Below are 12675 nucleotides of genomic sequence, written 5' to 3' on the forward strand. Positions count from 1 at the left end.
CACTGCCGATGAAGAAAAATAGGCACTTAAAAGTGGGAACGCGTTAAGATAATGTAAGTTGAACTGGAGAATATTACATGCAATTGATGGCTTTGCCGAAGAAAATCCTACGTTGTGGTGAGCGATCAATCGACCTGTCGGTACCGCATGTGATGGGTATTTTAAATGTGACGCCAGACTCGTTCAGTGATGGCGGCAAACATAATGGCAAAGCACAAGCGCTTGCGCATGTTCAGCAAATGATTGCGGATGGGGCTACAGTCATCGATGTTGGGGGTGAATCTACACGTCCAGGTGCATCTGTAGTTGAGGTTGAAGAAGAGATTCGTCGTGTCGTCCCAGTGGTGGAAGCTTTGGCTGAACTTGATGTAGTCATTTCGATTGATACCTCTCAACCTGAAGTAATTCAAGCTGCGGTCGCAGCAGGCGCACATATCTGGAATGATGTGAGAGCATTAACACGCCCGAATGCTTTAGAGATGGCAGCTGAACTGAATATTCCAGTGATCATCATGCATATGCGTGGTGAACCAACCACCATGAATAGTTTAGATCAATATGATAATGTCACTTTAGATGTGATGGCTGAGCTTTCCCAGCGTGTGGCGGATGCACTCAAGGCAGGTGTCAAAGCTGAAAATATCATGATTGATCCGGGTTTTGGCTTTGCTAAAAATGCAAAGCAGAACCTTAAGCTTTTAAACGAATTCCATCAGCTGAATCAGCTCGGGTATCCCATCTTGTCCGCATTGTCACGGAAGCGCTTTATCGGCGAAGCCTTAGGTGGGGCAGATGCAGGCCAGCGGGCCGTGGGTTCTGTAGCGGGACATTTGCTGAGTATTCAACAAGGCGCGTGTATGGTACGCACCCATGATGTCAAAGCCATGAGTGATGCGATCAAGGTTTGGCAAGCGATGAATCTTGCTTAATGGGGCGGCGGAATGCTGGGCTAATGATTTAATTTGAAAATTTGATCTATATTAGATTGTTAGACTGGCAGCATCTTCAGATGCTGCTTTTTTATTTGGTGATTTGTTCGGTTTATGTTATACAGACTCGTTTTTTAAGTTTCTCGTTTTGAGTGCCTGTATGTTTGCAGATTTACTTCTCCCTATGTTTGATGATGAATATTATCCCGATATTCTTGTTGCTGAAGTGAAGCAGCATGTTGAGACTTTTGCTAAAAAAATTGTAAAAGCAAAATCTGAGGGTGATATCTATCAATATGCCAATGCCACAGTAGCTGAAATTAATGAAATGAAGCCGCATTTTGAAGATCTAGATTCATCATTAGATGATTCTGCTGCCGATTTTATTGCTGAAGCGATGATGATGGTGGTGCAAGATGCTGGGTTTATGGATATTGAAATGGAAGAATTGGTGGTGAACAGAGAGTGGTGAGTCACTCTCTCATTTCAAGTTCTGTTGGTTTTGCTTTAGAAACAGAGTTTGCTGTTACAACTCATCTAAAAGATCGGTGAGATGACAGCTTTGCTTTAAATGCTCATCTCCAATCGCATCGACTGTCATCAGGTATTCGCCTTCGACCATTTCAGCATTTGCATTGAGATTCAGCCAAAATTTTGGATGCTTTTTCATGAGCTCACGAATATGTTGCTCATCTTTAGTGTGATTAAAGCTTAATTTAAAATGAGCATCTACTGATTTACACGCATGTAAATAGAGTTGACGGTCTTTTTCAATAATCGTGCCTGCAAACAAGTCATAAAACGTATCGCTATCTGTTTGCTGCGAGGTGGGGTTTGCATGGCTGACGTTTGAAAAAATTAGGCATAAGATGATAATAAGAGTGTTCTTTTTCATATTGTGATTGTTATGTGCTTCGAGGCATAAATTATAGACATAAAAAAACCAGCATATCGCTGGATTTTTTATTGCACCATCTTAATTAGCTTAAGAATGGTGCCCGAGGCCAGACTCGAACTGGCACGCTTTGTGGGCGGGGGATTTTAAATCCCCTGTGTCTACCGATTTCACCACTCGGGCATGAGCGCAATAATAGAGGACGAAATAAAAGTTGGCAAGTCTATTTGTGATTATTTGCTTTCTTTTCAATCAATTCAGCGGTTTATGTTTAAAAAATAGCAAAATTATCTGTGCTGCACTCGTTCAGGCTTCATAAAAATGTCATCGACTTGAGATATGGATGTCATCTTTTTCGCATAAATTTCAAGTCCATATCGTCTTTAGGCAATCCACATGACAAAAAAAATGAACCGCCGAGAACTTATTCAAAAAACTTTGGCAGGATTTGGTGCTTTATCTTTACCTATTTCACTAACCGCTTGTGGTGATGACGCCGATTCAAACACACAGCCCACTACGCAAGTGCAGTTTTTGCATGGGGTTGCCAGTGGTGATTCTTTACAAACTCAAGTTATCATTTGGACACGTGTAACACCGACGGACAGCAGTGCGCGTTTAGAGGTAGTGTGGGAAGTGGCAAAAGATGCAGACTTTAAACACATTACAGCAACTGGAAAGGTGCTGACCACGGCTGCACAAGATTTTACGGTGAAAGTGGATGTGACGGGACTGGCAGCAGGGCAAGTTTATTTCTACCGTTTTAAATCGGCGTCGAAATATTCGATCACTGGGCAAACCAAAACATTGGCAGCACAAGTACAGTTGGTACAGTTTGCGGTCTGCTCATGCTCAAATTATCCAGCGGGCTATTTCCATGTTTATAAAGAAATGGCCAAACAGGATGTCGATGTTGTGATTCATTTGGGGGATTACATTTACGAATATGGTATGGGCGAATATGCAACGGAAGAGGCTGTAGCGATGGGGCGCGCACTGGCGGATGATAATAATGCAGAAATTATTCGCTTAGATGACTATCGCAAACGTTATGCTTTATATAGATTAGATCAGGATTTACAGGCCGCGCATCAACGTCATCCTTTTATTGTGATTTGGGATGATCATGAACTCGCAAATGATGCCTGGGAAAAGGGTGCTGAAAATCATCAGTCAGATACTGAAGGTGATTTCTTTGAACGTAAACTTGCTGCACTGGCAGCCTATTTTGAATGGATGCCAATCCGTCCGCTTTCTGAAAAAGATCATTTGAATATTTATCGCCAGTTTAACTTTGGTAATTTAGTGCAGTTGAATATGTTGGATACGCGTATTCTAGCGCGGAGTAAACAGTTAGATTATGCAGATTATTTAACCGCATCGGGTTTGGATGCTGTGCGCTTTACTACAGATATGCAAGACCCAAATCGAACGTTACTGGGGTTGAATCAACGCGCATGGTTAACACAGCAACTTGCGAGCTCTAAAGCCACATGGCAAGTTTTGGGTCAGCAGGTGTTGATGAGCAAAATGCTTGTTCCAGCCGAGATGTTACAAGTGCTCAGTGCAATCAGTAGCGGCGCGGTGACTCCAGAGGTTTTGGCGCAGGTGAATCAACTCATTAAAGAATTGGTAGAAATAAAACTTCGTTACTTAAATCATGATCCATCTTTAACAGTAGAGCAGTTGTCTCGTATTAAAACTGTGGTTCCTTACAATTTAGATGCATGGGATGGTTATGCGGTTGAAAGGGAGACGCTGTACGGCACACTGCAGTATTTAAATAAAAAAGTCGTGGTCTTGGCTGGTGATACACATAATGCATGGGCATCGGACTTACACGATTTAACAGGGCAATTTGTGGGTGTGGAGTTAGCGACCAGTTCAGTCTCTTCCCCTGGGTTGGAGAAATATTTGTCCATTCCGATGCAGCAACTGCAAGAATTTGAATTTGCATTTACCAGTTTGATTGAGGAGTTGAATTATTGCAACTTGAATCAACGTGGTTATTTGAAAGTCCGTTTTACCGCAGAGCGGGTACAAGCGGATTGGATTTTTGTAGATACCATTAAGCACAAAGAATACATCGTTGATGAAACTCGCTCGCATCAAGTGATATTAGACCCGACATTATCACCAGTCAGTGCGTTAAAGCAAACGGCATAAAATGACCCTAGAAAAAACCGAGCATCATTGCTCGGTTTTTTTATAATTTCTCATCGATATAACTATCGAGATCGATATGCTTAATCTGCTTACAGTAAGCATGCTCATACTTCAGTAGTTGCACATATAAATCTGCTTCATGCCCCAGCTGGGTTTTACGTGCCTGATAATCTTCAGATTGATGGGAGCTAAAGCGTAATTGGAGTCGTGATTTGAGCGTTTGCTTATAGGCCCAAAAGCAGACACGTCTGAGTTGTTGTAACTGGTGATGTTCAACCGACTGGCTGTGGTCTCGAAATAAATTTTCTTTATAGAAGCGCACAAAACCAAAGTTCACACCAAAATAAAACAAGATCCACATTAGCAAACTGCTTTCAAGGAACACCAGATTTAGTCCACTTAAAAGAATCACGGCAGCGAGTTTGAAGGGCGCATGGCGTTGCAGTTGATACAGGGAGTTTGATGAATGTTTAATTTGTTTAATGACACAAGGTAAGACCCACATCAGCACCAATAAAATACTGATAATGGCATAACTGTGACTTTGGAGCGGATCGAGATTCTCCAAGTGAGTTAAGTAAAAATCTTTCAGAATTAAGCTGATTGGAATAAAAATCATCACCGCCAAAACCCACGGAATAACTTCACGCTGGTCATCTAAAATACCGCGTGTTTTGATTTGACTATAAAGCAAGTAATTACGTTTAAATGCGGCAGGGTAAAGGGTCTCTAATTGTTGCAGTAACAGTTGAACTTGTTTGGATTGCATCGTCAAAAAAGAGCGTATGAGAAAAATAGCCTTTACTATAGTAGATTTGGAAGGGGATGGCTCAAAAAAATACGTGAAACAGAATATTCACAGAGAAAAGCACAACAATTTCGCTTTTTCGCTCTGAATTATGCGAAAATGTCGGATTCAATTTTTTTGTCTAAGGGCAGTTCATGACTGATCATTCTCCTGAATCTTTAAGTGATATCGAAATTTTAGACATTTTGCAGTCTATGAAAGACGATGAGCTTGATACAGAGGCAAAAGAAGAGATTCGTAAAGGCGGTAAAGCGGGTCGTCAAGAAGCACATAAACTTGCGATTGTGGCTTTAAACCAATCTTTTGAAAGCAAATTTGTTGAAGCTGTAGCTTTGGCATTGGGCTTGAATGAAGGTCAAGCCAAAAAAATTCGTTATAAGAAAGACCGCATCCGTATTTTAAAAGTACGTAGGATTGATTACATGGCGATTGATGGTGCGGAAACAGCACAAGTCTTGTCACAAGTTGCACAAGCCATTGTACGGGAAGATGCGACCGTGACACATGATTTGCACAACATCTTCCCATTTTGGAAAGAAGGCTGGCCAATGGTTCAGTTTGACAGTGCATATAAAATTTTATCTGAAGATATTACCATTCACTATCAAGCAACTTTAGATAAATTGCTAGAATTGTATGGTCGTTAAGATCGCAGTATCAAAGCACCTTCGGGTGCTTTTTTTATGGGGCTATATTAGCTATGGAAAATCCAAGACAGTAATAAGCTGATGGGCCAAATGAACAGTCGCCACCATGTAATGAGTGGATTCCAGAAATATTGTCCAAAAGACAGAGTATCGTTAAAGCTGCGTTGCCCACGTTCATAAGCATAAGGTGTAATCCGCCATGCTAAAATCAGCAAAACAATCGCACTTACGATCAGAAGTGTGTGGCTGTATTGGGAAAAATAATAGTAAATCAGATAAAGCGCAGAATAAAAGAAAGTACACGCCAAAATAGCAGGCAATGAAAAAGACATAAGCTTGACTCTATTATATTGTTATATCAAGGCATTATAAATGAAAATACCCGATGTGATACATCGGGTATTTATCGGTTGTTGAGCTTAAGGTTCGTTATAACTCAGTATGAGTATTTGATTAACCCAGTGTTGAGTAAAGTGGGAAAATACCAAAGATCATCGCTGTAACCAGCATCACTAAACAAGTAATCACCGCCCACCTGATGGTAAATTCTTGGTGTTCACCAAAGTTAATTCCAGCCAATCCACAGAGTAAGTAAGTCGATGGAACCAATGGGGACAGTAAGTGTACAGGTTGACCAACAATCGATGCACGAGCCATTTCCACAGGAGTGATACCATAGTGTCCAGCGGCTTCAGAGAGTACAGGCAGTACACCAAAGTAGAAGGCATCATTCGACATGAAGAAGGTCAGTGGCATACTAATCACAGCCGTGATAGGTGCTAAATACGGCCCCATACTTTCTGGAATAATGGCAACCAGTTCTTGAGACATGGCTTCAACCATACCTGTACCCGATAAAATACCGGTAAAAATACCTGCCGCAAAGATAATCCCGACTACAGCTAAGGCACTGGCAGAGTGGTTACCAACCAAACGCTTTTGCATGTCTAGATCTGGATAGTTCACCACCAAGGCAATACACAGGGCAACCATGAACAGAATCGCCGCAGGTAAAATGCCCATTACTAAGCAGACCATCAAGACCAAAGTTAGTAGAGCGTTAAACCATCTTAAGTGGGCACGGTTGGCTTCAGGTTCTTGCGAAATCTGAATACTGTCACCATGGCTAATATCTAATTCCACAATACCAATGCGTTTACGCTCCATACGGCCATACATAAAGCCGAGGAAGTATAACCACCCAATTGCAACGAGCATTGGTAAAATCATCGGAACAAAGACATCGTTTGGATCGACATGCAATGCCGTTGCAGCACGTGCTGTTGGTCCACCCCATGGCGTTAGGTTCATGATTCCGCTCGCAAGCATCATTAGACAAGCCATAATTAAAGGGCTCATACCAATACGCTTATACAGCGGTAGCATTGCGGCAACACAGATCATGTAAGTGGTTGAACCGTCACCATCCAAGGAAACAATTAAAGTCAGTGTAATGGTGCCGAGGGTCACTTTTAAAGGATCACCTTTAACCTGCTTTAAAATCCACTTCACTGAAGGGTCGAATAGACCCGTGTCGATCATAATTGCAAAATAAAGGATTGCGAAAAGGAGCATTACGCCCGTAGGAGCGAGCTTTTTAATGCCTTCCATCATCATATTGCCAAGTTCAGCAATATCAAATCCAGCAAGGTTGTCAACAAAGAGACTTAAAACATAAGTAAGTAATGCAAAAATGATAGGGATTAAAGTTAAAGCAACAAGAGCGCTCAGTCGTTTGGACATGATTAAGTACATGAAGCACATAATCATGCCTAAACCTAAAATGGTCAGCATGGATCAATCCTTTGAACGTGTTAAGTCTGTTTATTCATCAAGTGACAGCGATAGTATGCAATTCAGCATGATTTTTAAATGCTCTTAAACATATGTGATTTTTCATTCTATTTTTCTAATAAATAATATATATCTGTAAAGTATGGTTAAGATACTTATTTTGTATAACTTCATATGTTTAAATCTGAAGCAAAAAAAACCTTGCAGTTGCAAGGTTTTAATTCAAGGCGATGTTTCTATTCATCGACTGTTTGGGTTGCAGGCTGTAGTGTTTCTTCAAGTAAGCGCGTCACTAAAAGTTGGTCAATCTTAAAATGATCGACATCAACCACTTCAAATTTAAAGCCTGCGTATTCTACGGTATCGGCAGGGCGTGGAATTTTGCGTAGACGGTACATCATAAAACCAGCCAAGGTTTCATAATTTTCTTCATCTGGCATTTCATCAATGGCCAGTGCATGCTTCATGTCTTCAATCGGCGTGCTGCCATCAATCAGCCATGAATTATTATCACGTTTAATGATCTGTTGTTCGGCTTCAATTGGAGTAACCCAGTCGCCCATGACCGTAATCATAATGTCTGACAGGGTGATGACGCCCACGACCAAAGCATATTCATTAATCACAACAGCAAACTTTTCTTTGGTGGAGCGGAAACGGTCTAATAACTCAGACAAGGTTAATGTGTCTGGAATGGTGAGAACATTACGAATGGTGCTTTCATTGAGTTGTAGTAAAGATTGATTATTCAGAATTCGGACCAGAATGTCTTTGGCATCGACATAGCCAATTACATCGTCAATATTTTCACTACAGACTAAGAACTTAGAATAAGGATATTCAGCCAATTTTTGACGAATGCTGGCTTCGGATTCATTTAAAGTAAAATACACCACATTTTCACGCGTGGTCATACTTGAAGGAACGTTCCGCTCTTCAAGTTCAAATACGTTTTCAATGAAATGGTGTTCTTGCTTTTGCAGTACCCCAGCTTGCGCACCCGCATCCATCACTGCAGAAATATCAGCGAAAGTAATATTGTCATCACGGATAGTATTAATTTTAAACAAGCGGAACAGCAAATTCGCGATGGCATTGATACCCCAGGCCAATGGCTTGCAAATTTTGATAAAAACTTGAATCGGGTTAATGACAGAAACTGCAATTTTTTCTGGTGCAATCATGGCCATGCGTTTCGGCATTAAATCTGCAAAAAGAATAAATAGCGAGGTAACCAAGCTAAAGGAGAGGATAAAGCCAATGTTTTCAGTCCATGGGCCTTGATAAATGCGATTTACAAAATTTACGATATAGGGGCGAAATGCTGCTTCACCCAAGATACCACCGAGAATGGCAACCGCGTTTAAGCCAATTTGCGAAGCCGCAAAGAAATCAGCGGATTGTTCTTGCAAGTCTAAAACTTTTTGGGCGCGTTCCTCGCCAGCTTCTGCAAGAATTTTAAGTTTGACCTTACGTGCACCGGCAAGGGCAATCTCCGTTAAAGAGAGAAAACCGGCTCCGGCAATCAGTATCGCGATGATGAGGATATTCTGGAAAAGGCTCACGAATCCACCTGTAGATCATCATTATTATGGAGTATTTTTAACACAAAAAGACTAGAGGTAGTAAGGAAATTACTACCTTGATGAGCACAGTATAATCTTAAAAAAGAATAATTTAAGATTTTTTACGATTAATAGTGAGAAAATTGTGAGTTATTGCTTAAAAATTCACGATTTTCTTCTTCAATCATTTGACGGGCTACATACAAAATAAGCTGACGCAACCAGCGGTGTGCAGGATGATGATGCAACAGCGGGCACCATGCCATTTTCAATTCAAATTCTGGAATATAAAATGGTGGGTCTTTAATCAGCAGGTTTGGATTGTTGGATTGTAGTTTTGCAATACGACTTGGCAGCGTTGCAATCAAATCAACATTGGATGCCAAAAGTGCAGGCATTTGATAATGACGGGTAAAAACAGAAATCTTACGTTTTTGACCAATACGTTCTAAAGCTTGATCAATCCAGCCAAGACCGGCCTGTTTATCAGGATTGACACCAAAGCCAACACCCATACCAGTTTTAGACACCCAGATATGTTGTGCATCTAAATAGCTTTTAAGATTTAAGTTTGCGCTGGCAGGGTGTTTATTGTTGAGCAAACAAGAAAAACTGTCACGCCAAACCAAGACCTGATGGAAACTTTGTGGAATTTCATTGAATCGGTTAATGGCTAAATCAACTTTACCCTGTTCCATATCACGGTAAGACACGTCACTTGGGGTTAAAAAGTCGAGAACGACATTCGGAGCTTCTGAACGCAATGCTTTAACGAGGCGGGGAACTAAGGTTGCTTCGGCATAATCCGAAGTCATAATACGGAAAACACGATTTGAGGTATAAGGACGGAACTCGGTACGAGGTTCCAAAATCATGGAGAGATCAGAAAGAGCGTCACGTATGCGGGGTTGTAATTCTAAAGCCCGTTCGGTCGGTGTCATACCTTCAGAAGAGCGAATTAGCAGGGGATCATTAAATAAGTTACGAAGACGACGTAGAATATTACTCATTGCTGGTTGGGTGACACCCAATTGTTCAGCTGCTCGGGTTACATTTTTTTCGCGTAAAAGTACGTCCAAGTAAATTAAGAGGTTTAGATCAACCCGCTCCAGATTCATAAAATAAATACCGAGAATAAAATCATGAAATTATTTGCATTATGCCATAAGCCATCGGGCTTGTGTAATAAACTGACGAAAAAAAAAGCATCGGGTTGTATAAAGAATCCCCCCTTCATTTTCTAAGAAAATGGGTTTTTATGCTTAAAAACTGAGGGCATATTAGCTCTAAGTAATGTTTCAATATGTGTGAATTGTGGCTTAGAGTATCGCCTAGAAAATGGCTTAATTTTGCCTGTTATTGATGGAATAAAAGCGTGATAAATACTCTTTTTGCTCAGTTTTGAACTTTTGTCATTTCGGTCACATTAAGTATTGATTTTCGGTTGGGACTCTTTTTTTCAACGGCCAAGACTTAAGTCTAATGAAGAAATATTCGACAAAGTATGTATTTTTTACGGTTTTCTTATTTTATTTAAGTTTAATAATAACAATTACTTAATTTTGTTTTATCGAAATATAATTAGACTTTTATCTATATATTTTTTAAATAAATACTGAAAATTAATGCAGAATATTGGATTAATTTTTTCTGTCAATCTAATCTGTATTCATCGCAACGAAGCGCTCTAAATCTAAGCAAAAGCTTGAGGGTCTGATTTTAGCTTTTCGTTGAAGAAAATCCTAATATTATTACAGGAAATATCATGACTACATATCAAACAGCGATTGATGCAATCCGCGAATTAAAAGCAAAATTCGGTAGCACTTGGGCAGACATCAGTCCTGAAGATGCTGCGCGTATGCAAATCCAAAACCGTTTCAAAACTGGTTTAGATATCGCTAAATACACAGCTGCAATTATGCGTCGTGATATGGCTGCTTATGATGCTGACTCTAGCAAATACACTCAGTCTTTGGGTTGCTGGCACGGTTTCATCGCACAACAAAAAATGATTGCAAACAAAAAATACTTCGGTACGACTGAACGTCGCTACATCTACCTTTCTGGTTGGATGGTTGCTGCGCTTCGTTCAGAATTCGGTCCACTTCCTGACCAATCTATGCATGAAAAAACTTCAGTACCTGCGTTGATCGAAGAAATCTACACGTTCTTACGCCAAGCTGATGCGAAAGAATTAAACGACCTTTTCCGTGCGCTTAAAAAAGCAAACGAAGCAGGCGATACCGCTAAAGCTGCTGAAATCACTGCTCAAATCGACGGTTTCCAAACTCACGTTGTGCCAATTATTGCGGACATCGATGCTGGTTTCGGTAACGAAGAAGCGACTTATTTACTTGCTCGTAAAATGATTGAAGCTGGTGCTTGTGCACTACAAATCGAAAACCAAGTATCTGACGCGAAACAATGTGGTCACCAAGCTGGTAAAGTAACTGTTCCGCACGAAGACTTCATCTCTAAAATTCATGCATTACGTTATGCATTCTTAGAAATGGGTCTTGATGACGGTATCATTGTTGCGCGTACTGACTCTGAAGGCGCTGACTTGACTCAAAAAATCCCAGTGGTTAAAGAGCCAGGCGACATCGCTTCTCAATACATCGGTTTCCTAGACACTGTTGAAATTGACATTGCTGATGCTCAAGAAGACGAAATCCTAATCAAGCGTGATGGTAAACTTCACCGTCCAAAACGTTTGGCTTCTGGTCTATACCAATTCCGTCCAGACACTCAAATTGACCGTGTTGTTCTTGACTGTGTATCTAGCCTTCAAAATGGTGCTGACCTTCTTTGGATCGAAACAGCGACTCCAAACGTTGACGAAATCGCGCACATGGTTAACCGTGTTAAAGAAACAGTTCCAAATGCGAAACTTGTTTACAACAACTCTCCATCTTTCAACTGGACGTTAAACTTCCGTCAACAAGCTTACGACCGTTGGGTTGCTGAAGGTAAAGACGTTTCTGCTTACGACCGTGCTAAATTAATGAGCGCAGAGTACGATGCAACTGAATTAGCTGCTGATGCAGACGCTAAGATCCGTACATTCCAAGCAGATGCTGCTCGTGAAGCGGGTGTATTCCATCACTTGATCACACTTCCGACTTACCATACTGCTGCGCTTTCTACTCATGAGCTTGCACAAGGTTACTTCGGTTCTGAAGGTATGTTGGCTTATGTTGCTGGCGTACAACGTAAAGAAATCCGTGGTGGTATCGCTTGTGTGAAACACCAAGCAATGGCGGGTTCTGACATCGGTGATGATCACAAAGAAATTTTCTCTGGTGACAACGCTCTTAAAGCGCACGATGATGCTAAAAACACAATGAACCAATTCGCTGCTCACTAAGCACTGAACTGATTCAAAAGAAAACCCTGCGAAAGCAGGGTTTTTTATGACTTAATTTTAAGCTTGTTGAACAGCTTGAGCGTGAAATATTGAACAAAAATGTTAAGGCATCAGAATCAGCAGCCAAACAATAAAGATAATACTTAAAGAAACAAACTGTGCAGCACTTCCCATGTCTTTGGCATTTTTTGAAAGCTCATGGCGCTCCAATGAAATACGATCCACAATCGCCTCAATGGCTGAATTGAACAATTCAACAATAATTGCAAGTAAACAGACTGCTACCATGAGGGCTTGTTCTAAGCGACTGACATCACAAAAAAAGCTTGTTGGAATCAGAATCAGGTTAATCAGCAGGACTTGGCGAAACGCAGCTTCGTGCGCAAATGCAGCCTTAAAACCTGAAATGGAATAATGTGTTGCATTAAAAATACGCTTAAAACCTGACTTGCCTTTGAGTGGGGAATATTGGCTCATACCATCAACCATTTTAAAATTTCA

At 40.8% G+C, this 12675-nt stretch carries 12 protein-coding genes and 1 tRNA gene; 5 read left to right on the forward strand and 8 right to left on the reverse strand.

Going from position 1 to position 12675, the window contains the following annotated elements:
• The first annotated feature begins 77 nt into the window (after nucleotides 1–77).
• Both folP and MF4642_RS03625 read left to right on the forward strand, forming a co-directional pair.
• A complete protein-coding gene (gene folP / locus MF4642_RS03620; protein ID WP_078425327.1) occupies nucleotides 78–929 on the forward strand; it encodes a dihydropteroate synthase in 852 nt (283 codons plus the stop codon).
• Between the two features lie 160 nt (nucleotides 930–1089).
• Nucleotides 1090–1401, forward strand: coding sequence for a DUF5713 family protein (locus MF4642_RS03625; RefSeq protein ID WP_004982696.1), 312 nt, complete (start codon nucleotides 1090–1092; stop codon nucleotides 1399–1401).
• Nucleotides 1402–1455: 54 nt separating this feature from the next.
• Here the strand turns inward: MF4642_RS03625 and MF4642_RS03630 are convergent, their stop codons facing one another.
• Both MF4642_RS03630 and MF4642_RS03635 read right to left on the reverse strand, forming a co-directional pair.
• A complete protein-coding gene (locus MF4642_RS03630) occupies nucleotides 1456–1824 on the reverse strand; it encodes a hypothetical protein (RefSeq protein WP_078425328.1) in 369 nt (122 codons plus the stop codon).
• A gap of 97 nt (nucleotides 1825–1921) precedes the next feature.
• Nucleotides 1922–2007: transfer RNA gene (locus MF4642_RS03635), tRNA-Leu, on the reverse strand.
• Nucleotides 2008–2220: 213 nt separating this feature from the next.
• On the opposite strand from MF4642_RS03635, the gene MF4642_RS03640 reads away from it, so the two are divergent.
• Entirely contained in the window at nucleotides 2221–3990 is a 1770-nt protein-coding gene (locus tag MF4642_RS03640; protein ID WP_078425329.1) for an alkaline phosphatase D family protein, read from the forward strand.
• A gap of 40 nt (nucleotides 3991–4030) precedes the next feature.
• On the opposite strand, the gene MF4642_RS03645 is transcribed toward MF4642_RS03640, so the two are convergent.
• On the reverse strand, nucleotides 4031–4759 hold the full coding sequence (locus MF4642_RS03645) for a hypothetical protein (RefSeq protein ID WP_078425330.1): 729 nt from the start codon (nucleotides 4757–4759) through the stop codon (nucleotides 4031–4033).
• 173 nt (nucleotides 4760–4932) lie between these two features.
• On the opposite strand from MF4642_RS03645, the gene MF4642_RS03650 reads away from it, so the two are divergent.
• On the forward strand, nucleotides 4933–5445 hold the full coding sequence (locus MF4642_RS03650; protein ID WP_078425331.1) for a hypothetical protein: 513 nt from the start codon (nucleotides 4933–4935) through the stop codon (nucleotides 5443–5445).
• 47 nt (nucleotides 5446–5492) lie between these two features.
• Here MF4642_RS03650 and MF4642_RS03655 read toward each other — a convergent pair whose 3' ends face one another.
• The 4 genes from MF4642_RS03655 to MF4642_RS03670 all read right to left on the reverse strand — a co-directional run bounded on the left by MF4642_RS03655 (nucleotide 5493) and on the right by MF4642_RS03670 (nucleotide 9922).
• On the reverse strand, nucleotides 5493–5777 hold the full coding sequence (locus MF4642_RS03655; RefSeq protein WP_004695618.1) for a hypothetical protein: 285 nt from the start codon (nucleotides 5775–5777) through the stop codon (nucleotides 5493–5495).
• A 121-nt stretch (nucleotides 5778–5898) separates the two neighbouring features.
• Nucleotides 5899–7239 (reverse strand): CitMHS family transporter, encoded by a 1341-nt coding sequence (locus MF4642_RS03660; protein ID WP_078388602.1) that lies wholly within the window; start codon nucleotides 7237–7239, stop codon nucleotides 5899–5901.
• Between the two features lie 236 nt (nucleotides 7240–7475).
• Nucleotides 7476–8804: a hemolysin family protein gene (locus MF4642_RS03665; protein WP_078425332.1), complete on the reverse strand. Its 1329-nt coding sequence runs from the start codon at nucleotides 8802–8804 to the stop codon at nucleotides 7476–7478.
• Nucleotides 8805–8932: 128 nt separating this feature from the next.
• Nucleotides 8933–9922: a LysR family transcriptional regulator gene (locus tag MF4642_RS03670; protein WP_078425333.1), complete on the reverse strand. Its 990-nt coding sequence runs from the start codon at nucleotides 9920–9922 to the stop codon at nucleotides 8933–8935.
• Nucleotides 9923–10569: 647 nt separating this feature from the next.
• On the opposite strand from MF4642_RS03670, the gene MF4642_RS03675 reads away from it, so the two are divergent.
• Nucleotides 10570–12174, forward strand: a complete 1605-nt coding sequence (locus tag MF4642_RS03675) for an isocitrate lyase (RefSeq protein WP_004695627.1) — start codon at nucleotides 10570–10572, stop codon at nucleotides 12172–12174.
• A 102-nt stretch (nucleotides 12175–12276) separates the two neighbouring features.
• Here MF4642_RS03675 and MF4642_RS03680 read toward each other — a convergent pair whose 3' ends face one another.
• Entirely contained in the window at nucleotides 12277–12651 is a 375-nt protein-coding gene (locus tag MF4642_RS03680) for a diacylglycerol kinase (RefSeq protein WP_078425379.1), read from the reverse strand.
• Between the last annotated feature and the right edge of the window lie 24 nt (nucleotides 12652–12675).

This window comes from Acinetobacter sp. MF4642, from assembly GCF_002018925.1.
GTDB classification, from domain to species: domain Bacteria; phylum Pseudomonadota; class Gammaproteobacteria; order Pseudomonadales; family Moraxellaceae; genus Acinetobacter; species Acinetobacter johnsonii.

Excerpts from the sequence above, each read along its gene's own strand:
- MF4642_RS03630 (WP_078425328.1), bottom strand. The coding sequence starts at position 1,824 with ATGAAAAAGAACACTCTTATTATCATCTTATGCCTAATTTTTTCAAAC.
- MF4642_RS03670 (WP_078425333.1), bottom strand. The coding sequence starts at position 9,922 with ATGAATCTGGAGCGGGTTGATCTAAACCTCTTAATTTACTTGGACGTA.
- MF4642_RS03625 (WP_004982696.1), top strand. The coding sequence starts at position 1,090 with ATGTTTGCAGATTTACTTCTCCCTATGTTTGATGATGAATATTATCCC.
- MF4642_RS03680 (WP_078425379.1), bottom strand. The coding sequence starts at position 12,651 with ATGAGCCAATATTCCCCACTCAAAGGCAAGTCAGGTTTTAAGCGTATT.
- MF4642_RS03645 (WP_078425330.1), bottom strand. The coding sequence starts at position 4,759 with ATGCAATCCAAACAAGTTCAACTGTTACTGCAACAATTAGAGACCCTT.
- MF4642_RS03675 (WP_004695627.1), top strand. The coding sequence starts at position 10,570 with ATGACTACATATCAAACAGCGATTGATGCAATCCGCGAATTAAAAGCA.
- folP (WP_078425327.1), top strand. The coding sequence starts at position 78 with ATGCAATTGATGGCTTTGCCGAAGAAAATCCTACGTTGTGGTGAGCGA.
- MF4642_RS03650 (WP_078425331.1), top strand. The coding sequence starts at position 4,933 with ATGACTGATCATTCTCCTGAATCTTTAAGTGATATCGAAATTTTAGAC.
- MF4642_RS03660 (WP_078388602.1), bottom strand. The coding sequence starts at position 7,239 with ATGCTGACCATTTTAGGTTTAGGCATGATTATGTGCTTCATGTACTTA.
- MF4642_RS03655 (WP_004695618.1), bottom strand. The coding sequence starts at position 5,777 with ATGTCTTTTTCATTGCCTGCTATTTTGGCGTGTACTTTCTTTTATTCT.
- MF4642_RS03640 (WP_078425329.1), top strand. The coding sequence starts at position 2,221 with ATGACAAAAAAAATGAACCGCCGAGAACTTATTCAAAAAACTTTGGCA.